The 23,619-nt window shown below is 63.2% G+C and carries 22 protein-coding genes and 1 riboswitch; of the genes, 8 read left to right on the top strand and 14 right to left on the bottom strand.

What is annotated here, in order from left to right:
- From NKH91_RS16490 to dhaL, 6 genes are all read left to right on the top strand, one after another.
- Positions 1–987: an FAD binding domain-containing protein gene (locus NKH91_RS16490; protein WP_352639021.1), complete on the top strand. Its 987-nt coding sequence runs from the start codon at positions 1–3 to the stop codon at positions 985–987.
- Positions 988–1,058: 71 nt separating this feature from the next.
- Positions 1,059–1,529 (top strand): nuclear transport factor 2 family protein, encoded by a 471-nt coding sequence (locus NKH91_RS16485; protein ID WP_352884693.1) that lies wholly within the window; start codon positions 1,059–1,061, stop codon positions 1,527–1,529.
- 98 nt (positions 1,530–1,627) lie between these two features.
- Positions 1,628–3,937, top strand: a complete 2,310-nt coding sequence (locus NKH91_RS16480) for a xanthine dehydrogenase family protein molybdopterin-binding subunit (RefSeq protein ID WP_352884695.1) — start codon at positions 1,628–1,630, stop codon at positions 3,935–3,937.
- Positions 3,938–4,064: 127 nt separating this feature from the next.
- Positions 4,065–4,211: riboswitch (FMN riboswitch) on the top strand.
- Positions 4,212–4,287: 76 nt separating this feature from the next.
- Positions 4,288–4,761 (top strand): 6,7-dimethyl-8-ribityllumazine synthase, encoded by a 474-nt coding sequence (locus NKH91_RS16475; protein WP_352639017.1) that lies wholly within the window; start codon positions 4,288–4,290, stop codon positions 4,759–4,761.
- A gap of 69 nt (positions 4,762–4,830) precedes the next feature.
- Positions 4,831–5,838 (top strand): dihydroxyacetone kinase subunit DhaK, encoded by a 1,008-nt coding sequence (locus tag NKH91_RS16470; RefSeq protein ID WP_352639016.1) that lies wholly within the window; start codon positions 4,831–4,833, stop codon positions 5,836–5,838.
- 9 nt (positions 5,839–5,847) lie between these two features.
- The gene (gene dhaL, locus NKH91_RS16465) at positions 5,848–6,486 is read left to right on the top strand and encodes a dihydroxyacetone kinase subunit DhaL (RefSeq protein WP_352884698.1); all 639 of its coding nucleotides are present in this window, start codon (positions 5,848–5,850) and stop codon (positions 6,484–6,486) included.
- A 178-nt stretch (positions 6,487–6,664) separates the two neighbouring features.
- Here the strand turns inward: dhaL and NKH91_RS16460 are convergent, their stop codons facing one another.
- The 4 genes from NKH91_RS16460 to NKH91_RS16445 all read right to left on the bottom strand — a co-directional run bounded on the left by NKH91_RS16460 (position 6,665) and on the right by NKH91_RS16445 (position 9,226).
- Complete coding sequence (locus NKH91_RS16460; RefSeq protein ID WP_352516504.1) at positions 6,665–7,120, bottom strand: hypothetical protein; 456 nt, start codon at positions 7,118–7,120, stop codon at positions 6,665–6,667.
- A 101-nt stretch (positions 7,121–7,221) separates the two neighbouring features.
- Complete coding sequence (gene derI / locus NKH91_RS16455) at positions 7,222–7,665, bottom strand: D-erythrulose-4-phosphate isomerase (RefSeq protein ID WP_352639014.1); 444 nt, start codon at positions 7,663–7,665, stop codon at positions 7,222–7,224.
- A 26-nt stretch (positions 7,666–7,691) separates the two neighbouring features.
- Positions 7,692–8,450: a triose-phosphate isomerase gene (locus NKH91_RS16450; protein ID WP_352639012.1), complete on the bottom strand. Its 759-nt coding sequence runs from the start codon at positions 8,448–8,450 to the stop codon at positions 7,692–7,694.
- Positions 8,451–8,461: 11 nt separating this feature from the next.
- Entirely contained in the window at positions 8,462–9,226 is a 765-nt protein-coding gene (locus NKH91_RS16445; RefSeq protein ID WP_031193326.1) for a DeoR/GlpR family DNA-binding transcription regulator, read from the bottom strand.
- Positions 9,227–9,488: 262 nt separating this feature from the next.
- On the opposite strand from NKH91_RS16445, the gene fba reads away from it, so the two are divergent.
- Positions 9,489–10,553 (top strand): class II fructose-bisphosphate aldolase, encoded by a 1,065-nt coding sequence (fba, locus tag NKH91_RS16440; RefSeq protein WP_023716732.1) that lies wholly within the window; start codon positions 9,489–9,491, stop codon positions 10,551–10,553.
- A gap of 46 nt (positions 10,554–10,599) precedes the next feature.
- Here fba and NKH91_RS16435 read toward each other — a convergent pair whose 3' ends face one another.
- The 10 genes from NKH91_RS16435 to NKH91_RS16390 form a co-directional block, all read right to left on the bottom strand.
- Positions 10,600–11,538 (bottom strand): sugar phosphate isomerase/epimerase family protein, encoded by a 939-nt coding sequence (locus NKH91_RS16435; protein ID WP_023716731.1) that lies wholly within the window; start codon positions 11,536–11,538, stop codon positions 10,600–10,602.
- Positions 11,538–13,055, bottom strand: a complete 1,518-nt coding sequence (locus NKH91_RS16430; RefSeq protein WP_352493966.1) for a glycerol-3-phosphate dehydrogenase — start codon at positions 13,053–13,055, stop codon at positions 11,538–11,540. The genes NKH91_RS16435 and NKH91_RS16430 overlap by 1 nt, the downstream gene beginning before the upstream one ends.
- 19 nt (positions 13,056–13,074) lie before the next feature.
- Positions 13,075–14,115, bottom strand: coding sequence for a 2-hydroxyacid dehydrogenase (locus NKH91_RS16425; protein WP_352884701.1), 1,041 nt, complete (start codon positions 14,113–14,115; stop codon positions 13,075–13,077).
- 7 nt (positions 14,116–14,122) lie between these two features.
- The gene (locus NKH91_RS16420; RefSeq protein WP_352639010.1) at positions 14,123–15,685 is read right to left on the bottom strand and encodes an FGGY-family carbohydrate kinase; all 1,563 of its coding nucleotides are present in this window, start codon (positions 15,683–15,685) and stop codon (positions 14,123–14,125) included.
- The gene (locus NKH91_RS16415; protein ID WP_023716727.1) at positions 15,685–16,809 is read right to left on the bottom strand and encodes an ABC transporter ATP-binding protein; all 1,125 of its coding nucleotides are present in this window, start codon (positions 16,807–16,809) and stop codon (positions 15,685–15,687) included. Before NKH91_RS16415 ends, NKH91_RS16420 begins: the two co-directional genes overlap by 1 nt.
- Complete coding sequence (locus tag NKH91_RS16410; RefSeq protein WP_023716726.1) at positions 16,806–17,924, bottom strand: ABC transporter ATP-binding protein; 1,119 nt, start codon at positions 17,922–17,924, stop codon at positions 16,806–16,808. The genes NKH91_RS16415 and NKH91_RS16410 overlap by 4 nt, the downstream gene beginning before the upstream one ends.
- A gap of 4 nt (positions 17,925–17,928) precedes the next feature.
- Positions 17,929–18,786, bottom strand: a complete 858-nt coding sequence (locus NKH91_RS16405; RefSeq protein WP_023676025.1) for a carbohydrate ABC transporter permease — start codon at positions 18,784–18,786, stop codon at positions 17,929–17,931.
- 9 nt (positions 18,787–18,795) lie between these two features.
- The gene (locus NKH91_RS16400; protein ID WP_023716724.1) at positions 18,796–19,719 is read right to left on the bottom strand and encodes a carbohydrate ABC transporter permease; all 924 of its coding nucleotides are present in this window, start codon (positions 19,717–19,719) and stop codon (positions 18,796–18,798) included.
- Positions 19,720–19,872: 153 nt separating this feature from the next.
- On the bottom strand, positions 19,873–21,318 hold the full coding sequence (locus tag NKH91_RS16395) for an ABC transporter substrate-binding protein (protein ID WP_352493964.1): 1,446 nt from the start codon (positions 21,316–21,318) through the stop codon (positions 19,873–19,875).
- Positions 21,319–21,362: 44 nt separating this feature from the next.
- A complete protein-coding gene (locus NKH91_RS16390) occupies positions 21,363–22,337 on the bottom strand; it encodes a sugar-binding transcriptional regulator (protein ID WP_023716722.1) in 975 nt (324 codons plus the stop codon).
- 226 nt (positions 22,338–22,563) lie between these two features.
- Between NKH91_RS16390 and NKH91_RS16385 the strand changes: the two genes are divergently transcribed.
- Positions 22,564–23,607 carry a LacI family DNA-binding transcriptional regulator gene (locus NKH91_RS16385; RefSeq protein ID WP_352639008.1) on the top strand — a complete coding sequence of 348 codons (1,044 nt, stop codon included), beginning with the start codon at positions 22,564–22,566 and terminating at the stop codon, positions 23,605–23,607.
- Positions 23,608–23,619: the final 12 nt, after the last annotated feature.

Below are 23,619 nucleotides of genomic sequence, written 5' to 3'. Positions count from 1 at the left end.
ATGCAGTCCTTCACTTATGAACGTGCAACGAGTGCCCAGCAGGCGGCCGCCGCGGTCGCGGCCCGGCCGGACGCCAAGTTCATCAGCGGCGGGACCAACCTGCTCGACCTGATGAAGCTCGATATCGAGCGCCCAGCGCATCTCGTCGACATCAGCCGGCTGCCGCTTGATCGGATCGAGGAGACGGCAGAAGGCGGGCTTCGGGTCGGCGCCCAGGTCCGCAACAGCGATCTTGCCGCCGACCCGCGGGTGAGGTCCCGCTATCCGATGCTCACACAAGCGCTGCTGGCGGGAGCGTCCGGCCAGATACGCAACAAGGCCTCGACCAGCGGCAATCTCCTGCAACGCACGCGCTGCCCCTACTTCTACGACCGCAACATGCCCTGCAACAAGCGCCAGCCGGGTTCGGGCTGCGCGGCGCTTCAAGGCTTCAACCGCATGCACGCTGTACTGGGCGCGAGCGAAGCCTGCATCGCCGTCCATCCTTCGGACATGGCGGTCGCCATGTCCGGGCTCGACGCCAGGATCGAGACCGTTTCGCCCGGCGGCGAGACCCGCACGATCCCGATCGGCGATTTCCATCGATTGCCCGAGACGATGCCCCATGTGGAGACCGTGCTCGGCCACGGCGAAATGGTCGTCGCGGTTACCCTGCCGCCGCCACCACCCGGCCGGCAGCTTTACCGCAAAGTGCGCGACCGAGCTTCCTACGCCTTCGCGCTGGTGTCGGTGGCAGCAATCGTCGAAAAAAGCGGCGATCGTATCCGAAGCGCTCGGATCGCCATGGGCGGCGTGGCAGCGAAACCCTGGCGCGCGACGGAGGCGGAGCGCGGGCTGGCAGGCGCAGCGGCGTCCGACGATGCCTTTACCGACGCTGCCGAAGCCGCGCTCGCCGGAGCCGTTGGGCATGGCGCCAATGACTTCAAGATCCCGCTGGCGAAACGAACGGTGCGGCACACACTCGCTGCTGCCGTCGAGAGTGCGTGAGGCGACACGATGACAGAGACGACGACCCCGAACAGCGGTTCCCAGATGCAGGCGACGAGCAGGAGATCGATATGAAACTCACGCGACGCGCCGTTGCCGCCGCGGGTGGCGGCCTTTTTGTTTCTGCCGCCGCAGCTTGGGGCGCCACATCCGACCCGGGAGCTCGTCACGTGCTCGAGGCCGCCGTCGACGCCTTCTTTGCCGGCTGGGCCTCCGGCGACTGGACGGCACTCCTTGATTGTTGCGATGAGACGATGACCTTCCAATTCCCTGTCGGCGAGCAACGAGGCCGACACGGACCGCCAGAAGGCAAGCCGGCACTCGCAGCCTGGACCGCCGCGCATCAAGCGCAAGGAAACAGGATCACGAAATCGACCGTCGATCTCAAGCTCTTCGCCGCCGACTGGGTCATCGTCTGCGATCGCGGGAGCGGGACAATCAGCGGCGCGCCCTACACTGGCCTGCATGCGATCTTCATGCGCGCCGGCCCGACAGGGAAGCTGGTCGAGTTTCGCGAGTATTTCGGCGAGATCGCCGCGTGAGCTCCGGCCGCTGCGCGACGAACATGAAGGTGCGAGGAAAGAGGCGTCGTCGCGGCCTCGATGCTTCCGAACTCCAAATGAAAATCTTTAGGTGACTTATGAACGAGACCATACCCGGACTGCCCGGCTCCGCCACCCATTCAAGAGTGAAACCGCGTCCCGGTGCTGGCATCATCGGGAGGCCGATCGACCGCATCGACGGTCCGCTCAAAGTGACGGGCGGCGCCACATACGCTTACGAGAATGAGCTGGATGGTACAGCCTATGGCTACATTCTCGGCGCCGCCGTCGCCAAGGGCCGCATCGCCGAGATCGACACGACCGAAGCCGAACGGGCGCCGGCAGTGCTGCTCGTCATGACGCACCGCAATGCGCCGGCCCAGCCGGATTTCGGCACGGCGGTCACGCCGACGGTGCCGGAGGTCTTCACCCGCGCCCGGCCTGCGCTCAACAGCGATCGGGTGCGGTATTACGACGAGCCGGTCGCGCTGGTTGTTGCGGAGACGTTCGAGGCGGCACGCGCTGCTGCGGGCCTAATCAGAGTACGCTACGACGAGGAGCCGGGCCTCTACGATCTACCGGGACATATCGCCGACTCCTACGCGCCAAAGCGGACCAATGCCGGCTTCGAGACCGACAGCGTGGTCGGCGACTTCGAGCGCGCCTTTGCGACGGCGCCGATCAAGATCGATGCCACTTACGGGACCCCCTTCGAACATCACAATCCGATGGAGCCGCATGCGACGCTCGCCGCCTGGTCAGGCAACGAGCTGACGATCCGTACATCGGCGCAGACCCTCGCGAACTTCCGGGCCGGGGTCGCCAGCACGCTTCGCATCCCGCTCGAGCGAGTGCGCATCGTGAGCCCCTTCATCGGCGGAGGCTTCGGGTCCAAGCTGATTGTCCATGCCGATACGATCCTGGCCGCGCTTGCAGCGCAGGCCCTGCAGCGCCCCGTGAAAATCGCGCTGACGCGGCAACAGATGTTCGCCAATGCCGGTCACCGTGCAGAGATGATCCAACAGGTACGTCTCGGCGCGGATACCGATGGGCGGCTCACCGGGATCGCGCACGATGTCTGGTCCGCGACGTCCAGCTTCGAGGAGTACTGCGAACAAACGGCAGTTTTTGCGCGCTCGCTCTATGCGGCGCCGAACCGTCTCACCCGCCATCGCCTGGTTTCGCTGGACATCAACCGCGGCGAATGGATGCGCTCGCCGGGCGAAGCGCCCGGCATGCTGGCTTTCGAATGCGCAGTGGATGAGCTCGCCGAGCGGGTCGGCCTGGACCCGATCGAACTCAGGATCCGCAACGAACCGGCTCAGGATCCCGAGCGCGAAGTGCCGTTCTCCACCCGCAATCTCGTCGCCTGCATGGAGGAAGGCGCCCGCCGTTTCGGTTGGGAGCGGAGAAACCCGACACCGGGCCGCACCCGGGAGGGCCGGAAGCTCATCGGCTACGGCATGGCGGCGGCGATCCGTCCGAACTACATCGGCGCGGCGACGGCGCGGGTTGCGATCGACCGGGACGGTCGGGTGACGGCGCGGCTCGACATGACCGACATTGGGACCGGCACCTATACGATCCTGACCCAGATTGCTGCCGAGAGCCTCGGCGTGCCGATCTCGTCCGTCAAGGTGGAGCTCGGCGACAGCCGCTTCCCGCGTACCGCCGGCTCCGGCGGGTCCTGGGGCGCGGCGAGCGCGGGTTCGGCCCTGTATAATGCGTGCAACGCCCTCAAAGGACGGATCCTGGACGCGGCGCAGTCGAGCGAAGCGTCACCGTTGCGCGGCGCGAACGCCACCGAGGCAAACTTTGCCGACAGCGAGGTCAGGATCGGCCAGCGATCGGCGAGCCTGGCCGATCTCATCGGGAGGATCGCTCCCGACGGGTTCGAGGCCGAAGGCTCCGTAGCCGCAGGCGCCACCACCGAGTCGTACAAGACTTATTCGCAGCATTCGTACGGAGCGCATTTCGCCAAGGTCGCTGTCGATTGCGACACCGGTGAAATCCGCATGCGCCGGATGCTGACTGTGGTCGGCGCGGGCCGTATCCTCAACCCCAAGACTGCACGCTCGCAAATCATCGGCGGCATGACCTGGGGGATCGGTGCGGCGCTGATGGAGCAGACGGTGCTCGATCCGCGCTATGGCCACTTCGTCAATCACGATCTTGCCGAATATCACGTCCCGGTCAATGGCGACGTCCCCGCGATGGACGTGGTCTTCCTCGAGGAAGACGACGACAAGGCCAATCCGCTTGGCGCGAAGGGCCTCGGCGAGCTCGGCGTCTGCGGTGCGGGGGCTGCTGTCGCCAACGCCGTCTACAACGCGACCGGAGTGCGTGTGCGTGAATTTCCCATCACCTTGGACAAGGTGCTGCCTGCCTTGCCCGTGATCGCCATTTGATGCTGCAACTTATCAGCGCCTCCCTCGCCCTCAAGGGTGACCAAGTCGGACCGAATGGCTATTTCTGCGCCATCCGCGACGACGTCGGTGGTTGACAGCGTTATCCGGCCCTTCCATACAACGCCGTCAATGTTCTCAGGGCGGGGTGAAAGTCCCCACCGGCGGTAAGGGTCTCGGCCCAAGCCCGCGAGCGCTTTCCGGTTAGCCGGAGGGGTCAGCAGATCCGGTGAGATTCCGGAGCCGACGGTCACAGTCCGGATGGAAGAGAACGAATGGAAGACGGTCCGCTTTCGCGGTTCGGACTCCGTATCGTGCGTCCTGATTCTGGTTCGAAACGGAAGGATGGACCCATGAATCAGCATTCCCAGAACGACTATGAAACGATCCGCGTTGCCGTCATTCGGGCGCGCTGGCACGCCGATATCGTCGACCAATGCGTTGAAGCATTCGAGGCGGAACTGGCGGTTGCCGGGGAGAAACGCTTTGCCGTCGATGTCTTCGATGTGCCGGGCGCCTATGAGATTCCCCTGCATGCAAAAACGCTTGCCGAGACCGGCCGCTATGCCGCTATCCTCGGCGCCGCGTTCGTCGTCAATGGCGGCATCTACCGGCATGAGTTCGTGGCGAGCGCGGTCATCGACGGCATGATGAACGTGCAATTGTCAACTGGCGTGCCGGTGCTGTCGGCGGTGCTGACGCCGCACAACTACCATGACAGCGCTGACCATCACCGCTTCTTTTTCGAGCATTTCAGGGTCAAGGGCAAAGAGGCGGCCAGCGCCTGCGTGCAACTGCTGGCGGCACGCGAACGCATCGCGGCGTGAAATCTCCGTCGCCGGGTGGAAATCCCGGTAAGGCGCTGTAGTATCTCACGAAAACCAGGGAGGATGCCGGTGCAGACCAAGAAGATCATCAATGACGGCAACCGCTCCGTCGACGAGATGCTGGAGGGCATTCTGGCCGCGCATCCGCGCCATCTCAGACGTGCGGACGGCAGCCCCCGCTCCATCATCGCCCGCGACGGGCCACGCCCCGGCAAGGTCGGCCTCGTCATCGGTGGTGGCTCGGGCCACGAGCCGACCTTCCTCGGCTTCGTCGGCAAGGGGCTTGCCGACGCGGCCGCAATCGGCAACGTTTTTGCCTCGCCGCCGCCGGACCCGATTCTTGAATGCGCCAAGGCGGCCAGCGGCGGTGCTGGCGTGCTATTCATGTACGGCAACTATGCCGGCGACGTGATGAATTTCGACATGGCCGCCGAAATGGCGGCAATGGACAACATCGAAGTGCGCACCGTTCTGACCACCGACGATGTCGCCTCGGCGCCGCGCGACCAGAGACAGAAGCGGCGCGGCGTCGCCGGCAATTTCTTCATCTTCAAGGCTGTCGGTGCCGCATGCGACCGGATGCTGTCATTCGATGAATGCGAGCGTATCGCCAGGAAGGCCAACGATCAGACGTTCACTATGGGCGTGGCGCTTTCGCCCTGTTCGCTGCCGCAGACCCGCCGGCCGAATTTCGAGATCGGACCGGACGAGATGGAGATCGGCATGGGCATCCATGGCGAGCCGGGCACCGCGCGTGGAAAACTAAAGACGGCCGACGAGATCACCGACGAGATGCTGGACAAGATCCTAGACGAGATGGCGCCGACGCGCGGCGACAAGGTCGCCGTGCTGGTCAATTCGCTCGGTTCGACGCCGCTGATGGAGCTCTACATCATGAACCGGCGGGTCAAGCAGAGGCTCGACGACATCGGCGTTTCCGTCCACGCGACCTGGGTCGGCAATTATTGCACGTCGCTCGAAATGGCCGGCGCCTCAGTGACGCTGATGCATCTCGACGGCGAATTGCAGGAGATGCTCGACCACCCTTGCGACTGCGCCATGTTCCGCGCCGGCTGAGAGGGCATCATGACCTCGATCGACTCAGCCGGCTTGAAAAGAATGTTCGATGCGATCGCCGTGGCGATCGATGCCGACAAGGACCGGCTCTGCCGGCTCGACGGCGTCATCGGCGATGCCGACCATGGCATTGCGATGGCGCTCGGCTTTGGCGCTGTGCGCGACGCGCTGGCGCAACTCGACCTCGCGGCGACCGGACCGACGGCGCTGCTCAACACCGCAGCAAAGTCGTTCCTCAACGCCGTCGGCGCCTCGTCAGGCCCGCTCTATGCGACCGCCTTCATGCGCGCTGCCGCCGCTGTCAAAGGCAGGGCAATTCTGGAGGATGCTGACGTCATCGCCATGCTCCGGGCGATGGCGCAAGGCATCCAGGATCGCGGCAAGGCCGAGCTCGGCGAAAAGACCATGGTCGACGCATGGCTGCCGGCAGCGCAGGCAGCGGGCGCCGCGCAGGAAGCCGGCAAGACCCTGTTGGAGAGCTTGGAAACTGCACTCGCCGCGGCCGAACGGGGCGCCGAGGCGACCAAGGATATGATCGCCGCGAAGGGCCGCTCCTCGCGGCTCGGCGAACGATCGCTCGGGCATATGGATCCCGGCGCCGCGTCGGCCGTGACGATCATCAATGCGATGTGGAAAAGCCTGGCGTAGAGCGGGATACATTTAAATTGAATCGGGCATCCGCTCTATTTGATTATTCGTATTTGTGCGACGCCAAGTGAATCCACTTGGCTGCAAAATGCTCTGGATCTAACATGCCTGAGTCTGTGTGGTTTATGAGTTTGCGGTAAATTGGCATTGGCTGCTTTCCACCCATTGCAGCCATGCGTCACTTTTCGCGTAGTGCCTGCTTCAACTGAGCTAGCGGTGCAGTTGGGAAGGGGTATTTCCACTGCTTCATATAGCCCTCTTCGCCGTGGGCAATAAGAAGTTGTTGACCGGCTGCTAGCACCGCTCCGGCGAACGTGCGCAGGCGGCAGTCCGCATCGAAGGATAGATAGCCACTCGGATCTTTTTCTCGCGCAAAAGGATCGTCATAGGTGGTGATCTTGATGTTGAGGAACTCGCCCGAAGGCGTCAGGCGCCAACGGTATGTGCCCGGCTCGTCGTTAAAGACGGCGGTTTCAATGGTTCCGTGGGTGAGCGCGCTTAACGCAGCTCGAACAAGATCGTCAAAAGCGTCGGAGAGGTAGGAGACTTGCATGAGCATTTCGGCTCCATCTACTTCGATCGAGCAATCTGCCCAGCCTCTGCCTGCGAGAACGTAAGAGAAGGCAAGGCTCATGCAGGACCCGCGATTCTGAAACTATGTGCGTATAAAGCAGAATCGAAGACCGCTTTCCACCATCTCGGCCATTGGCGGCAGCCAGCTGATTGAGTTTCGACCTAAAGCTGCTTCGCCGCGTCGAGCCTATCGATAGCCTGGACATTGCCGGCCGACGGTCCCTTCTCATCGAATTCCGAGGCAAGCCATGCATCGACGATCGACTTGGCCAATTCCGGGCCGATGACGCGCGCGCCCATGGTGATGATCTGGGCGTTGTTGGATTTTGCAGCGCGCTCGGCCGAATAGGTGTCGTGGGTGAGTGCGGCGCGAATGCCGGGAACCTTGTTGGCGGAAATGGATACGCCGATGCCGGTGCCGCAAAACAGGATGCCGCGATCGTTCTCGCCGTCCAGGATGGTCTGGGCGAGCTTCTGCGACAGGTCGGCGTAGTAGCCCGTCTGGCTGAGATCGCTGACCGTGAGGCCGGGCTTGGTGGCGAGGTGAGCGGCGATGACATCGAGCAGCGGTTTGCCGGCGCTGTCGGCTCCAATGGCTATTTTCATGTTCGGTTTCCTTCCTGTTCGATGGTTCAGATCGCCGCTGAGGCGCGTTTGAGGATGTCTATATAGCCGTCCGCCTGCCAGGCGGAACGGCCGATGAACAAGCCGTCTATATGAGACTGTCCGATCAGTTCGGCGGCATTTTGCGGATTGACGCTGCCGCCATAAAGCACCGGCGGCACGGCCGGCAGCAGGTCGCGCGCGATTTTCTTGATCAGCGCCTGCTGTCTGCCGGCATAGTCCGAGCTTGCCGGCACGCCCTTGTCGCCGATCGCCCAGACCGGCTCATAGGCAAACAGGATCGTCGCCGCCCTGGCCGCGCCTTCGAGAAACTGCAGCGCGCCGTGCACCTGCAAGGCCAGCACCGTATCCGCCTGCCCGCTGTCGCGTTGAGCCAAAGTCTCGCCGACGCAGATCAGTGGCACGAGACCGTGCTTCACCGCCGCTGCGGTCTTCAGCCCGACAGCCTTGTCGGTCTCGCCGAAATGCTCGCGCCGTTCGCTGTGGCCCAACTCTACCATATCAAGTTCGCAGTCTTTCAGCATTACCGGCGAGATCTCGCCGGTCCAGGCGCCGGCGTCAGCCCAATGCATGTTCTGCGCGCCGACCTTGATGCGCGTCGGCGACAGCGCTTTCTTGACCTCGCGGACCGCCGTGACGGGTGGGATGACGAAGGGCTGGATGCGCTCGTCGAAACCGGGGACGAACTCGGCCAATGCCCTCGTGAAAGCCATCGCCTCGGCGAGCGTCTTGTTCATTTTCCAGCTGGTGCCGACCCAGTAAACCATGCGTGCTCCTCCTACTCTGCGACCACTGTCAGCGACACGCCGGCACCATCCAGCGCCGCACGCATCTGCGGCTGCGGCTCGCGGCCGGTGAAGACGGTATCGAAAGCCTTGAGATCGGTCAGGAAATGCAAGGCTGTGCGGCCGAACTTGCCGTGATCGACCAGCAGATATTTGCGCGCCGCAGCGGCCATCATCAGCCGTTTGGTCTGGACCACTTCCTGATCCTGGTGAAAGGCGGAAGCGCCGTGGATAGCCGATGACGACAGGAAGGCGACATCGGCGCGCAATGATTTCAGCGTGTCCTCGGCGAGCAGGCCGAAGAAGCCGTGAAACTTCTTGCTGTACTGGCCGCCGAGCGCAATCAGGTTGATGCCGGCAACGCCCGCCAAATCCTGGATGACAGCCAGATTGTTCGAGATCACCGTCAGCGGACGCAGATCGGCGAGATGCCGAGCAACGCCGCCCGCGGTCGAGCCGTCGTCGATGATCACCGTCTGACCCGGTTCGATCATCGTCACGGCAGCGGCGGCGATGCGCTTTTTCTCGTCGCCGGCCAGTCTCTGGCGGTAGCGGAAATCGCTCTCGAAAAGGCTGCTCGGCTGAATCGAGGCGCCGCCGCGTACCTTGCGCAGGAAGCCGCCCTCCTCGAGCTCGTCGAGGTCGCGGTGGACGGTCATCTTGGAGACGCCGAAGCGCGAGGCAAGATCGTCGACACTGGCGGTGCCGGTGTCCATCAGAAAATCCATGATGCCTTGCCGACGGCCGTCGCTCTTCATTTCCGCGGCCTCCTCGTGCAATCCGAACCACGTTCCGAGATATAACAGGAAACGTCGCATAGCCACCAGTATTTTTGTGATAATGTTATATCTGCCTGGGATATCATGACGCTTCTGACGGCGTGCCGTAACAAGAATTGCTGTCGGCCGGGCGTCCAGCGGTTGCGGTGCAGCGGAAATCCGGCCAGAAGCTTTAGCGGGCTCGACAATAGCCGAACAGCCCGCAAACACTGGCTCGAAATCGGATACGGGAGACTACTGAGTGGCTCGCATCACACTGAGACAATTGCTCGATCATGCCGCCGAATACGGTTATGGCGTGCCTGCCTTCAACATGAACAATATGGAACAGGGCCTCGCCATCATGGAGGCAGCCGAGGAGACCAAATCGCCGGTCATCCTGCAGGCGAGCCGCGGCGCGCGGGCCTACGCCAACGATGTCGTGCTGGCCAAGCTGATCGACGCGCTGGTCGAAATCCATCCTGATATCCCGGTCTGCATGCATCTCGACCATGGCAACAACGAAGCGACCTGCGTTACCGCAATCCAGTACGGCTTCACCTCGGTGATGATGGACGGATCGCTGAAGGAAGACGGCAAGACGCCGGCCGACTACGCCTATAATTCCGATATCACCCGCCGCGTCGTCGATATGGCGCATTGGGGCGGCGTGTCGGTGGAGGGCGAGATCGGCGTTCTCGGATCGCTGGAGATGGGCGGCGGCGAACAGGAGGACGGCCATGGCGTCGAGGGCGTCATCAGCCACGATCAGCTGCTGACCGACCCGGTTCAGGCCGAACAGTTCGTGCGCGACACCCGTGTCGATGCGCTGGCCGTCGCCATGGGCACCAGCCACGGCGCCTACAAGTTCAGCCGCAAGCCGGACGGCGCGGTGCTTGCCATGAACGTCATCGAGGAAATCCACCGCCGCTTGCCGAACATGCACCTCGTCATGCACGGCTCGTCCTCGGTGCCGGAGGAGCTGCAGGAGATCATCAACAAATATGGCGGCCAGATGAAGCCGACATGGGGGGTGCCGGTCGAGGAAATCCAGCGCGGCATCAAGCATGGCGTGCGCAAGATCAATATCGATACCGACAACCGCATGGCGCTGACCGGCGCGATCCGCAAGGTGCTGACCGAGAACCCGAGCGAATTCGATCCGCGCAAATATCTGACGCCGGCGATGGCCGCCATGCGGAAGCTGTGCAAGGAGCGTTTCGAGCAGTTCGGCACTGCCGGCAACGCACCGAGGATCAAGCCGCTGCCGGTCTCGGAAATGGCCAAGCGCTACAAGTCGGGCAGTCTCGATCCGAAATTCGGCTGACATATTCCGGTTCTGAGCAGGAGCCGCGTCGGCACCTGCTCATCCATCATGCTTTCGGCAAAAGACCGGCCCTGCCGGCCTCGATGAAGGGCGCCCAATAGTCGACCGATTCGCGGATCATGGCGACGACCTGGTGGTCGACGGGCTCGCGTTCGCGGAACGACAATTCGAGGCAGATCTCATTGTCGACGCCGCCGCCACGGCGAACAGTGTCCAGCAGCTTTTCCGGCGTGATGCGGCCGTCCTTGTTGTAGGCGGCAATGAACGGCCAATGGCCACCCTTGTTCATTGAGGATTGCTTGACGTGGATGATCGGCGATTCCTTTGGAAAGGCTTCGGCCCAGGCATAGGGGTCGATGTCGTCCGGATTGCTCGACGTCACGTCGCCATGGTCGATATCGACCATCATCTTGAGCGGGATCGCCATGCCGGCCGCATCGATCTCGCTCTGCAGCGTCCGGCAGCTTTCGATCGTATGGCCGAACTCGCGGCCGACCGACATCGGTTCCCAGAACAGGTAGGTCAAGCCGGCCGCTTTGGCGTGCTCGGCGACCGCGCGCCAGCATTCCAGCGCGATCTCGAAAAGCCGCGCGCGACGCTCGGGATCGTCATAGTCACGATGAGTGAAGATCGCGAATTGCGTGCCCATGCCGCGGGCGCCGAGCTCGGCCGAAATTTCGGCAAAGGTCTTGAACCAGTCGACATAATAGCGCCGCACGTCGGCATCGGGATGGCCGAAATGATTGAGCCGGCCGTAGGGGCCGGTCATCGCGGAGGTCACACGTACGCCGGTGCGGTTGAGAGCGGAGCGGAACAGGCGGATGAATTTGGCGATCGTCGCCGCCGGCCAACCGGGATTGACGAATTCATGCGTGAGCTGCACGTCGCGGATGCCGATGTCGTAGGCGATCGCATCGATCAGATCGTCCGGTTCGGCGAAACGATTGACCAGCGGGTTGGTGTTGAGGGACAGCGTAAAGGCCATCAGCCTGCCTTCGCCAGCCGGCTCGAGCACCAGTCTTCGAAGGCGGTTCTTTCTGCGGCGGACAGATGCAGTCCGTGTTTGGTGCGCCGTTCGAGAATATCGGCGGCCGTCTCGGCCCATTCATGCTCGAACAGGTAATTGGCTTCGCGCTCGAACAAATCCTTGCCGAAGCGCCGCCCCAGTTCAGCGAGCGAACCGGCCGCGCCGACCAGATCACGCGTCCTTGTGCCGTAGAGCCGGCCATAATGCTTGACCAGCGAGGCCGGCATCCAGGGATATTCGTGGCCGAGGTCACCGAGGAACTGCTCGAAATCGGCATTGGCGATATCGCCGCCTGGCAGATGTCCTTTCGAGGTCCACGGCTTGCCCATCTTCGGGAAGAACGGGGCGATGCGGTCGAGCGCGTGCTCGGCCAGCTTGCGGAAGGTGGTGATCTTGCCACCGAAGACGGAAAGCAGCGGCGCCTGTCCCGCCGCCACGTCGAGCTCGAAAATATAGTCGCGGGTGACCGCGCTCGGATTGTCGGCATTGTCGTCATAAAGCGGCCTGACGCCGGAAAACGAGTAGACGACGTCGCTGCGCGCAAGCTGGCGCTTGAAGTAGCGGTTGACCACCTTAATCAGGTAGTCGACCTCGCTGGCGTCGGCGGTCACGTCTTCCGGCCGCCCGTCATAAGGAATGTCGGTGGTGCCGATCAGCGCCAGATCGTTCTGGTAGGGATTGATGAAGATCACGCGCTTGTCGCTGTTCTGGACGAGATAGGCTTGCCGGCCTTCCCAGAATTTCGGCACGACGATGTGGCTGCCCTTGACCAGGCGCACGTTGCGCCTGGAATTCTGGCCAGCGACGCGATTGATGATGTCATTGACCCAAGGGCCGGCGCCGTTGACCAGCGCCCGTGCCCGAACCGTGGTCCTGACGCCGGTTCGACCGTCGCGCATCTCCACCGACCACAGGCCGTTTTCGCGGCGGGCGGCGGTGCAGGCGGTGCGGGTGAATATCCTGGTCCCACGCTCCGCGGCGTCGAGCGCGTTGATGACGACCAGGCGGGCGTCGTCGACCCAGCAGTCGGAATATTCGAAGCCGCGTTTGAAGCTGTCCTTGATCGGTGCGCCCTCGGGTGCGGTGCGCAGGTCAAGCGTGCGAGTGGCCGGCAGCCGCTTGCGGCCGCCAAGATGGTCGTAGAGGAACAGGCCGAGCCGGACCAGCCAGGCCGGCCGATCATCCGGGCTGTGCGGCAGCACGAAGCGCATCGGCCAGATGATGTGCGGTGCGGATTCCAGCAGTACCTCGCGCTCGATCAGCGCCTCGCGCACCAGGCGGAACTCGTAATATTCGAGATAGCGCAAACCGCCATGGACGAGCTTTCCTGATCTAGAACTGGTGCCTTCGGCGAGATCGTCTTTTTCGCAAAGAATGACCGACAGCCCCCGGCCTGCCGCATCGCGCGCGATGCCGGCGCCATTGACGCCGCCGCCGATGACGAAGAGGTCGACGATTTCGCTGTCACCGCTCATCTCGCTCTATGCCCTGTCGTCAGCATGGATTGGCCGGCGGCAGACCGGCGATGAAGCGGCGCACTTCCTCGGCCGCCTGCTCGGCTGCGTAGGTCACGGTGCGTACCGACGCGCCGGCGATATGCGGCGTCAGCGTCACATTCGGGAGCTGCAGCAGCGGCCAGTCGACGGGCACCGGCTCGACGGCGAACGTCTCCAGCATGGCACTGCCGATCTGCCCCGAGACGAGCGCCTCGTAGAGCGCATCGTAGTCGACCAGCGGTCCGCGCGCGGTATTGACGAAGATCACGCCGGGCTTCATCCGGGCGATGGCGTCCTTGCCGATCAGGCCGCGCGTCTCCTCGGTGACCCGGGAATGCAGCGTGACCACGTCGGAGCGCGACAGGAGATCGTCCAGCGCAACCAGCTCGACGCCGGCATTGCGATCCTCGGCGCTCAATTGCACATAGGGATCGGAGACCAGGATGCGGCAGCCGAATGCACGCAGCAGCCGAACCAGCCTGGTGCCGATATTGCCATAGCCGATGACGCCGACGGTCATCTCGTTGAGCTCGCGGCCGGTGCGGTCGGCGCGGTAGAGATCGCCGCGCCACTCGCCCTTGCGCAAGGCTTCGTGGCCGACGCGGATCAGCCGCGTCTCGGCGAGAATGGCGCCGATGGTGAACTCGGCCACCGCGCTGGCATTGCGACCGGGCACATTGACCACGGTGATGCCATGAGCCTTGGCGGCAGGCATGTCGATGTTGATCGGCCCGCCGCGCGACACCGCAACCAGCTTGAGCGTCGGCAGGCGCTGCATCATGGCTTCGGAGAGCGGCGCAAGCTGGGTGACGAAGATTTCGGCATCGCCGATGAAATCCACCACTTCGTCGGGATCGCCGAAATATTCCTTGATCTTGTCGAGGCCGAGCGCCGCATTGCCGAATTGCATCGGCTCGTCGGGCCAAGCGGTTTCAATGGTGCGGATGTCGAGATTGTCGCCGCAGGCCGCTTCGATTTTCTCGCGAAACACTTCCGGAAGCATGAAGCGGTCACCGATGATCGCAATTTTCTTGGGCATGCTCTTCTCAATTCACGTCAGTTTGCCTGGACGCGGCCATCGAACGCCAGACCGGCCGCAGCGCCTCATGCGCCAATGTGTAGGACGGAGCCATCGCCTCATAGGCAGCGGCAAGGTTACGATCGCTTGGCTCGGCCGCACGGAGCAAAGGTGTGACCCATTCACTGACGCAATCGTCCATCGATGCGTACTGGCCAACGCAGACCGCAGCAATCATCGCGGCGCCCGCAGCACCGGCCTCCTCGCGCTCGCTGGTGCGAATGTCGGCGCCGATCGCAGCACCCAGGATCTTGCGCAGAGCCGGGCTCCTGGCCGCTCCACCAGTCAGGCGGATTTCCTTGGGCAGCGGCCCCATGGCGGCGTAGCAATCGCGTGCTGCGAAAGCCAGCCCTTCGAACACCGCACGAACCATGTCGGCATAGCCGTGCCTGGACGAAATGCCGACGAAACCGGCCCTGGCATTGGCATCGACGAACGGGCCGCGCTCGCCCGCCTCGGAGACATAGGGCTGGTAGAGCAGCGAGCCTGGCTCGGACGACGATATCCACTGGTCGACCAGCGCGATCATCTCGCCATTGGTCCGCGTGATACCTTGCGAGGCGAGAATGCCGGAGGCGAGGCCGAGGACCCAGTCGATGTTGAGCGTTGCCGCCATGTTCGACTGCATCTGCGCAAAGACGCCCGGTGCCGGCATGGTCATCGTGTAGCCGGTTGCAGCTTCGTTGAGCAGAACCTCGTCCGGCGTCTCGGCAAGCCGCATATGCATTCCGGTGGAGCCGATTATCGAGCATCCCGGCTTGCGCTCGCGATCGAACAGGCCGGCGCCGAGCGCCGTGCAGGCGACATCGACATAGGCCAGAACGACCGGCGTGCCGGCAAGCAGGCCGGTCGCATCGGCTGCTGTCGCCGACAGTGCGGTGCTTTGCCTGGTGCCATCGACGATGGGCGGCAGCAGATGCCTGAGATCGGTGACGCCGAGCACCTCAAGGACATCGTCGCAATAGCTGCGCGTGCGGAAGTCGCCGAAGGTGAAGGTGCCTTCGGACGGGTCGGTGGCGCGTTGGCCGGTCAACTTGAAATAAAGCCAGTCCTTGCAGTGGAACGCCGTCGCTGCATTGGCAAGCATCGCGGGCATGTGGCGCTTCATGAAGACGAATTGCGACCCCTGCTGGCAGGCAGCGAGCCCGCTGCCGGTCTTTTCGAAGCGCAGCCGGTCTTCGGGCCGCGCGCGGATCTCCTCGACGACGGCGGCAGCGCGCGCGTCGAGCCACAGCCAGCCCTTGGCCACCGGCTCGCCAACCTTGTCGATCAGCCAGGTACCGTCGCCCTGCCCGGTCACGGCGATGGCAATGGTCCGGCTGGCGAGATCCGGCACCTTGTCGGCCAGTTGGCGCAAGGTCGTCGCGGTATCGGCCCAGGTGCGGACTAGGTCCTGCTCGGCGCCGCCACCCGGCAGTGTCTCGTATCTGTTCGGCAGCGCGGCTGCCGCGATCTGCCTGCCCGCCGTGTCGAAGGCGACGGATTTGATAACAGACGTGCCGGCGTCGATGCCGATCAGCACATCCCGCATCAGGCAAGCTCCGTGCCGTGCGAAATGGCGTCGCCGCTCGCCTGATCGAAGACGTGCAGGTTTTTTGGATCGATGCTGACCTTGATAGGCGCCCCGAGTTCCAGGCGAGTCCGGTCATGTTCGACCAGAACCAGCGAGCCGCCGGCGAAGTCGGCGGCGATATGGGTCTGGTCGCCGAGCCATTGATTGGCCGAAACCGTGGCCGGCACACCGTCCTTGGAACGGCGGACGGCATAGGGCCTGACACCGATGACGACGCGTTGCCGGTTGAGCAATTCATCGCGAACTGGGCCGCTGAACGCGTCCTTGTCGTAGTCGAGCGAAAGCCCGTCGGGCAGCTTGAGACTGATCTTGTCGGCAGCCGTGCCGACATAGGCCTCGAAGACATTCATCGGCGGCTCGCCGACGAAGGTGCCGGTGAACAGGTTTGCCGGCCGCTCCTTGAGCCTGTCAGGCGTATCGAACTGCTGCAGCACGCCGCCCTCCATGACGGCGATGCGATCGGCCAGCGCATTGGCCTCGGTCTGGTCGTGCGTGACCAGGATCGCGGTCAGGCCACGCTCCTTGATGAAATGCTTGATGCGGCCGCGCAGCACGGCGCGAAGCTGCGGCTCGAGCTGGCCCATCGGCTCGTCCAGCAGATGCAGGTCGGCCTCGCGGATCAGCGCCCGGCCGAGGCTGGCGCGCTGCTGCTGGCCACCGGAGATCGAGCTCGGATAGCGCTCGAGAATGTCCTCGATCTCGAGCAGCTTGGCGATGTTGGCAACCTTTGCATCGACCGCACTCTTCGCCAGCCTGGCCGCCTTGAGGGCGAAGGCCATGTTCTCGCGCACGGTCAGGGGCGGATAGAGCGAATAGCCCTCGAAGGCCATTGCGACGTTGCGCCTGACCGGCGGCAACGTGTGCACCTTGCGGCCGGCAACCGCGATGGTGCCGCGCGAGACCTCTTCGAAGCCTGCGATCATACGCAATGTCGAGGTCTTGCCGCAACCGGACGAGCCGAGCAGCGCCACGATCTCGCCCTTGGCGATTTCCATCGTCAGGTTCTTGACCGCATGCACACCGCGGTCGATCGGACCGTAGAACTTGTCGACGCCTGAGAGGGTGATTGCGCTTGGGCTCATGCCGCTTCTCCACTGCGCAAATTGACGACGTTTTTCGAGCCAATGCGCTCGCCGCTCGCGCGATCGAACAGCAGGGCGCTTTTGCTGTCGACGGCTATATGCGCCCTGCCCTCGGATTGGCCAGGTGTCCCGGACGGACGCGAGACCAAGATTTCACGGCCGCGCACGGTTCGCGCCAGGGTGACGATCTTCTCGTTGAGCGGCGTCTCAGCCTCGACCGTCACCGGGATGGCGCCGGGCGTGCCTTCATCAACAAACGCCAGAGCCTCCGGCCGCAGGCCGATCACGCAATCACGGCCGACCGCCGCCTCATGCGCGCCGGCAAGATGGACCTGGACGTTGGACAGGCCGACATAGATGCCCTTGGCGTCCCGCGACGGCTTGACGTCCAGAAGGTTGATGGTCGGGTCGCCGAACAGCCGGGCAATCTCGACATTGGCCGGCTCGCGATAGATCTGCTCGGGCGTGCCGAGCTGTTTGACGACGCCTTGCGACATCACCGCGATGCGGTCGCCGAGCGCCATCGCTTCCTTGTAGTCTTGGGTGACGTAGATGACGGTCGCGCCACGATCGGCGAGCAGCCTTGGCAGCTCGAGGCGCATTTCGAAGCGCAATTTGGCATCGACGTTGCGCAAGGGATCATCGAGCAGCAGCAGCGGCGGCGAGCCGACCAACGCGCGGGCAAGCGCGGTGCGTTGCTTCTGGCCGTTGGACAGCGCCCGCGGCTTGTGGCTGAGCACATGGCCGATTTTCAACAGCTTAGCGACGCTCTCGACGCCGGTCTTTATCGTGCCCTGCGATGAGTGCTTCGCCTGCAGAGGCGTGGCTATGTTGTCGAACGCCGTCATATGCGGGAACAGCGCGAAGTTCTGGAATGCCATGCCGACGCCGCGGAACTCGGCGTCGAGATCGGTCATGTCCTCGCCGCCGATGAGGATCTTTCCCTCGTCGGGGTCGATGACCCCGGCCACCAGCCGCAACAGCACCGTCTTGCCGGCGCCGGACGGTCCGAACAGGACCAGCGTTTCGCCGTCGGCGACGGTCAGCGACAGATTGTCGAGAACGGTCTGGCTTTTATAGCGCTTGACGATGTTTCGCAGTTCGAGGCTTGCCATCGGACTATCCTTTCACCGCGCCAAGCGACAGGCCTTCGACCAAATAGCGTTGCGCATAGAGCGCGAGCGCCAGGGTCGGCGTGATCGACAGCACGATCGCCGCCGAAATCTGGCCATACTGGATGCCGGAGGACGTGATGAAGGCGAGCGCGCCGACCGTCACCGGCTGCTTGTCGGCCGAGGCGAGCACCAGCGCAAAAACGAAATTGTTCCAGGCAAAGATAAAGGCGAGCAGGCCGGCAGCGGCAATGCCTGGGCCGGCGAGCGGCAGCGCGATCTTGCGGAAGGTAGCAAACCAGGAATGTCCGGCAATGCGGTAGGCGTATTCGATGTCGGCCGGTATATCCTCGAAATAGCCGCGCACGATCCACAGGATCAGCGGCAGGCAGATCAGCTGGTAGACCCAGATCAGCCCGATATAGGTATTGGCCAGCCCGAGCTTCTGGAAATAGAGGGTGAGCGGCAAAAGCACCAGCAGCGCCGGCGCGAAACGGAACGACAGCAGCGTGAAGGCAATGTCCTCCGAGCCGCGAAACTTATGCCGCGCAAACGCATAGGCGGCCGGCACGCCGAGCAGCAACGCGACGGCAACCGAGGTGACCGACAGGAAGACGGAATTCCAGAGATTGCGCATGAAGGCGATGTCGAGCGTGCCGGCCGCCGTCATCAGCTTGCCGGTGATCAAGGCGGTGTAGTTGGCGAGCGTCGGCTCGAAGACAAGCTGTGGCGGAATCCGCAGGATTGTCTCGTTGGTCTGGAATGACATCATCAGGATCCAGACGATCGGGAACATGAAGAAGATCACGACCAGCGCTAGGGCTATGCCGCGCAGGATGCGTTCGAGAAGGGAGGTATGTTCCATGCCAGCCTCCTATGCCTGGCCGCGGGCGCGTTCGCGCAGCCGCAGCCAGTTCTTGATGAAGATGTTCGAGAGGAAATAGGTGATCGCCCACAGGATGATCATCAGCGCCGCCGAGCGGCCGACATTGGTCGACTGGAAGAAGTTGAGATAGGCCTCGACCTGGAACACGGTCAGCGTGTCGCCCGGACCACCCTGGGTCATGGCGTAGATGATGTCGAACTGCTGGATGGAATCGAGCAGGCGGAACAATGTCGCCGTCAGGATATAGGGGGTTAGCATCGGCAGGGTGATGCGGAAGAACACGAAGCTGCGCGGCACGCCGTCAAGTGCTGCCGCCTCGAAGGGCTGCGTCGGCAGGCTGCGCAGACCGGCAAGCAGCAGGATCATGATGAAGGGCGTGTAGACCCAGATGTCGACAAGCACGACGGTGAGCAGTGCCGTCGAGGGCGACGAGGCCCAGCGGAAGTCCTGCAGCCCGATCAGGCTGGCGAGATAGCTGAGCACGCCAAAGCCGGGATTGGTCATCAGCTTCCACATCAGCGCGGCGAGCGCTGGCGCCGTCATCAGAGGCATCAACAGCATGATTGAGATGAAGTTGTTCAGCGTCGAGCGCTTTTGCAGCAGCATGGCGATGCCGAGACCGAGAAGCAACTCGAGCACGACGGTGATGCCGGCGTAGAGCAGCGACACCTGCAGCGTGTTCCAGAACTTCGGGTCGGTGAAGAACGAGATATAGTTGTCGCCCCAGTTGAATTGCCGCGCCCAAGGCTGGCTCAATCGGTAGCGCTGGAAAGAATAGACCACCGATGTGAAGAACGGGATCAGGATGCCGATGCAGACCAGCAAGGCCGGCAAGCTAAGGAGATAGGGCAGCACCCGCTTGCTGATCCTGAAGCCCGACGGCCTGTTTCTTTGTATTGTCGCCGCAGTCATCTGCTGCTCCGTCATTCTGTTGCTTCGCCGTCCCGGCCGCCCAAGGGAGCAAGGCGGCCGGTCGGGCGAGCAGGCGGTACCGCTCGGCACCGCGTCGCAAACGTATCACATCTCAAAGGCTGACCCGCGGACGGGCCAGCCTTGGCCGCGGCTTTAGCCGAGCCCGGCTTCCTTGAGCTGGCTGTTGATGCTCTCGGCCAACTTGTCGAGGCCTTCGTCGACCGGCACTTCCTTGGCCACCATCTTCTGCAGCGTCGCCGCCCATTCGGTGGTGAGATCGAAGAACAGCGGCTGCGGTGTGAACTTGATGCTGGCGCCCGGCGCCGAGACGTCGAACATCTCGACGTAGCCCGGATAGCTCTTGTTCAGCTTCTCGCGGAACATCTCGTCGTTCCAGACCGACTGACGAACCGGATTGACGAAGTCCATCTTGGTCGCACCGAACAATGCATGCTCGGGTCCGGATGCCCATTGCATGAAGTACCAGGTGGCGTCCTTGTCCTTCGAGAAGTTGGACATCGACAGCGACCAGATCCAGATATTGGGCGTCGGCGCCTTGGCGGCCGGGTTGGCCTTGAACGCCGAAAAGGCGAGCTTGCCGGCCATCTTGTTGTCGCCGCCATTCATGAAATAGCCGAGGATATCGGCGTCGAAAATCATCGCCGACGCACCTGCACCGAGATCGGTGCCGACCTGATACCAGGTGTAGGTCGACCAGTCCTTGGGGCCGCTCTCCTGGATCATCTGCACCCACTGCTTGTGGAAAGCCTTGGATTCGGCGGTGCTCATCGCGGCCGACAGCTTGCCGTCAGCCGAGACGTTCAGGTCCTTCTGGTCGAAATTAGCGTAAGCCGACAGGAAGCCCGGGTGGATCGTTGCCCAGGAGCGCGAGCCGCGCACGCCGATGCCGTAGACGCCGCCACCAACATCCTTGGTAAGCTTCGCCGCCGTAGCGACCATTTCATCCATATTGCCGGGAACGCTGACGCCGACCTTGTCGAACATGCCCTTGTTGTAGGTGATGTTGTTCTGCTCGAAGCCCCACGGAATGCACCATTGCTTGGCGTCTTCCGAACCGAGCGCGCCGCCCGGCTGGCCGTTCCAGGCGCAGGAATTCTTGACGCCGGGCAGGAAGTCGTCCCAGGCATATTTCGGGTTGGTCTTGGCCGGATCCTTGATCCATTCGTTGAGATCGGTGATCCAGCCGGCCGGGCCGTAGGTCCAAGTCATGTAGGCGCCGGTCATGAAGGCATCGTATTCGGGCGAGCTGGCCGACAGCGCGGCGGTAACCTTGTCGAAATAGACGTCTTCGGGGAACACGTCATAGACGACTTCCATGCCGGTCAGCTTCTTGAAATTGTCGAGGTTGGCAATCATCGCATCGGCGTAAGGATGCTTGTTGAGCAACAGCTTGATGGTCTTGCCCTTATGCGCCTGCCAGTCGAAATCAGCTGCGAGGGCACGGGTCTGCCCGAAATTGAGCAGTGTACCGGCGGTGCTGGCGGCAAGGCCCATTGCACCAAGGCCCTTGATCAGCCCACGGCGGTCGACTTGTCCACGCAGGAACGCGTCGATGAGGTCTTTCTCTTTCTCATGCATTTCTCTTCTCCTCCACAGGGTAGTTTCAACGAAATGGTTGCCGGCTACCCGACCGGCGTCTGTTCCACGAGCGATCGCGCCGTCCGCTCGTCGGTTATCAAGCCTTTGAGATAGCGGCCCTCCAGCACTGACTTGATGGCGCGAACCTTCACCTTGCCGCCGGCGACGGCGACAATCCTGCGGTTGCTGATGTCTTCGCGCGCCAGTGCCAGCGCCCGGTCGGAAAGCGTCGTCGCGACGGCCTTTCCGGCATCGTCGAAGAAATGGCCGAGCAGTTCGCCGACGCCGCCGTTGCGGCGGATCTCCTCCATCTCGCCCTTTTCGATCATGCCGGTGGCGACAAGCGAGGCCTCACGCTCGGCGGTGCCAATGCCGGCGATGAGCAAGTCGGCGGTCTTGGCGAGGTCGAAGACATCGCTGACGCCCTTCTGCCCGAGCAACACGGTTCGATCCTCGACCGTGTTGGCGAACATCGGTACGGGCATCACATAGGCTTCCGCACCAGTCCGCTCGGCGACGCGGTGGATGACGTCATGCGGATTGGCCGAGAACTTGCGCGTCAGGCCGCCAAGCAGCGAGACGAAACGGATCCTGCCGGCCGATATGCGCGGCAGATATTCCACGCAGGCGGCAAGCGTGCGGCCGTGGCCGACGCCGATCAGCGCCTCTTCGCCGCGTTCGATCTCGCGCTTGAGAAACTGCGCGCCGGCAATGCCGAGCGCCTTGAGCGGCAGGTCCTCGGCATCGAAGTCCGGGACCACCTCGCAATAGTCGAGGCCGTAACGGCCGGACAACTCGTCCTCGAGTTCCACGCATTCTGAGACTTCGCCGTCGATATAGACTTTGACCAGGCCTTCCTGATTGGCCTTGGTGATGAGGCGATGCGCCTTGAGGCTGGTCAGGCCGAGCCGCTTGGCGACTTCCGACTGGGTCAGGCCGCCGGCATAGTGAAGCCAGGCAGCGCGGGCTGCCATCCCGGTCTCGTCGTCGCGCAGCAGGCCGTTGCCAAAACCAACCATTTTCGCCCTTGATATTTTTATCAGTTGCTGCAAAATTTTTCACAAGGCGTCGCCCGAGTCAAGCAACCGCTGCGTTTAAATCTCCGTCCGGGAGCTTGCCGGCCCGGGGCCGAACAGGGCCGCGCGAACCAACGGGCAAGAAGCAACACCGATCGCGCGCATTTAAAACGTTTGCAATTTCGCTTGGACTGATTACAAACGTTTCAAACTTCGTTCGGGAGGAACGATGCCGGGCCGCGTTACCACCCTCAAGGAACTAGCCGCACAGCTCGGCCTGTCGATCACCACCGTTTCGCGCGCCCTTGCCGGCCACGAGCAGATCGCGTTGAAAACGCGCCAACGTGTCACCGAGGCCGCGCGCCAGGCCGGCTATGTGCCGAACACGGCAGCCCGCACGCTAGTCTCCGGCCGCAGCGGTTTTGTCGGCATGGTGCTGCCGATCCGCGGCCCCAATCTGGTCGATTCCTTCCTCGGCGAATTCGTCACCGGGCTCGGCGAAGGGTTGGTTTCGCACGGTTCCGACCTGATCCTGGCCGCAGCGGCGCAGGGCCAGTCGGAACTTTCCGTGCTTCGCCATGTTGTCGAATCCGGACGCGCCGATGGGGTCGTCGTCACCCGCATCGCCGAGGTCGACGAGCGGCTTACCTACCTGCGTCAACGCAATTTTCCGTTCGTCGCGCATGGCCGGCTGCTCGACGGTGACTTTGCCTATCATTGGCTCGATACCGATGGCGCGCACGCATTCGGCGAGGCCTTCGACATGCTGTACGATCTCGGACACCGCCATTTCGGCCTGGTGACGATTTCCGAGCCGATGACGTTTCGCCATCTCAGGCAGGATGGGCTCGCTGCCGCGATCGCCCGCCGAGGCGATCCGACGGTCAGGCTCGATGTGGCGACGGCACCGCGGTTCGATCGCGGTGCCCGCATCCAGGCAATCAACGGGCTGCTGCACGCCACCGAGCGGCCGACGGCCATTGTCGCGCTGTTCGACGAGCTGGCGCTGACGGTGATGGAAGAGGCTGCCCGAGCCGGCCTTGCCATTCCTCGCGACCTTTCGGTGATCGGCTTCGACAACATAGCCGCCTCAGCCTATGCGCCGCCGGGGCTAACCACTTTCGACGCCTCGATCCGCCAGTGCGCGCGCGAGATCGGCGAGATGCTGCTGACCGTCATCGGCAACAGGCCGGACGCGCCACTGACGCGGCTGGTCCGGCCGACACTTGTCTCGCGGGCAAGCCATGGCCCGGCACCCACAAGACAGAACTGACGCCCGCTTCGC

The organism is Mesorhizobium sp. M0894 (assembly GCF_040319725.1).
GTDB lineage: Bacteria > Pseudomonadota > Alphaproteobacteria > Rhizobiales > Rhizobiaceae > Mesorhizobium.
The sequence above is the reverse complement of the archived record's forward strand: the minus strand, read 5'-3'. Positions and strand labels throughout refer to the sequence as shown.

What these genes read in the sequence shown, in the direction of transcription:
- NKH91_RS16490 (WP_352639021.1), top strand. Translation starts at nt 1, where the DNA reads ATGCAGTCCTTCACTTATGAACGTGCAACGAGTGCCCAGCAGGCGGCC.
- NKH91_RS16485 (WP_352884693.1), top strand. Translation starts at nt 1,059, where the DNA reads ATGAAACTCACGCGACGCGCCGTTGCCGCCGCGGGTGGCGGCCTTTTT.
- NKH91_RS16480 (WP_352884695.1), top strand. Translation starts at nt 1,628, where the DNA reads ATGAACGAGACCATACCCGGACTGCCCGGCTCCGCCACCCATTCAAGA.
- NKH91_RS16475 (WP_352639017.1), top strand. Translation starts at nt 4,288, where the DNA reads ATGAATCAGCATTCCCAGAACGACTATGAAACGATCCGCGTTGCCGTC.
- dhaL (WP_352884698.1), top strand. Translation starts at nt 5,848, where the DNA reads ATGACCTCGATCGACTCAGCCGGCTTGAAAAGAATGTTCGATGCGATC.
- NKH91_RS16460 (WP_352516504.1), bottom strand. Translation starts at nt 7,120, where the DNA reads ATGAGCCTTGCCTTCTCTTACGTTCTCGCAGGCAGAGGCTGGGCAGAT.
- derI (WP_352639014.1), bottom strand. Translation starts at nt 7,665, where the DNA reads ATGAAAATAGCCATTGGAGCCGACAGCGCCGGCAAACCGCTGCTCGAT.
- NKH91_RS16450 (WP_352639012.1), bottom strand. Translation starts at nt 8,450, where the DNA reads ATGGTTTACTGGGTCGGCACCAGCTGGAAAATGAACAAGACGCTCGCC.
- NKH91_RS16445 (WP_031193326.1), bottom strand. Translation starts at nt 9,226, where the DNA reads ATGAAGAGCGACGGCCGTCGGCAAGGCATCATGGATTTTCTGATGGAC.
- NKH91_RS16435 (WP_023716731.1), bottom strand. Translation starts at nt 11,538, where the DNA reads ATGGCCTTTACGCTGTCCCTCAACACCAACCCGCTGGTCAATCGTTTC.
- NKH91_RS16430 (WP_352493966.1), bottom strand. Translation starts at nt 13,055, where the DNA reads ATGAGCGGTGACAGCGAAATCGTCGACCTCTTCGTCATCGGCGGCGGC.
- NKH91_RS16425 (WP_352884701.1), bottom strand. Translation starts at nt 14,115, where the DNA reads ATGCCCAAGAAAATTGCGATCATCGGTGACCGCTTCATGCTTCCGGAA.
- NKH91_RS16420 (WP_352639010.1), bottom strand. Translation starts at nt 15,685, where the DNA reads ATGCGGGATGTGCTGATCGGCATCGACGCCGGCACGTCTGTTATCAAA.
- NKH91_RS16415 (WP_023716727.1), bottom strand. Translation starts at nt 16,809, where the DNA reads ATGAGCCCAAGCGCAATCACCCTCTCAGGCGTCGACAAGTTCTACGGT.
- NKH91_RS16410 (WP_023716726.1), bottom strand. Translation starts at nt 17,924, where the DNA reads ATGGCAAGCCTCGAACTGCGAAACATCGTCAAGCGCTATAAAAGCCAG.
- NKH91_RS16405 (WP_023676025.1), bottom strand. Translation starts at nt 18,786, where the DNA reads ATGGAACATACCTCCCTTCTCGAACGCATCCTGCGCGGCATAGCCCTA.
- NKH91_RS16400 (WP_023716724.1), bottom strand. Translation starts at nt 19,719, where the DNA reads ATGACTGCGGCGACAATACAAAGAAACAGGCCGTCGGGCTTCAGGATC.
- NKH91_RS16395 (WP_352493964.1), bottom strand. Translation starts at nt 21,318, where the DNA reads ATGCATGAGAAAGAGAAAGACCTCATCGACGCGTTCCTGCGTGGACAA.
- NKH91_RS16390 (WP_023716722.1), bottom strand. Translation starts at nt 22,337, where the DNA reads ATGGTTGGTTTTGGCAACGGCCTGCTGCGCGACGACGAGACCGGGATG.
- NKH91_RS16385 (WP_352639008.1), top strand. Translation starts at nt 22,564, where the DNA reads ATGCCGGGCCGCGTTACCACCCTCAAGGAACTAGCCGCACAGCTCGGC.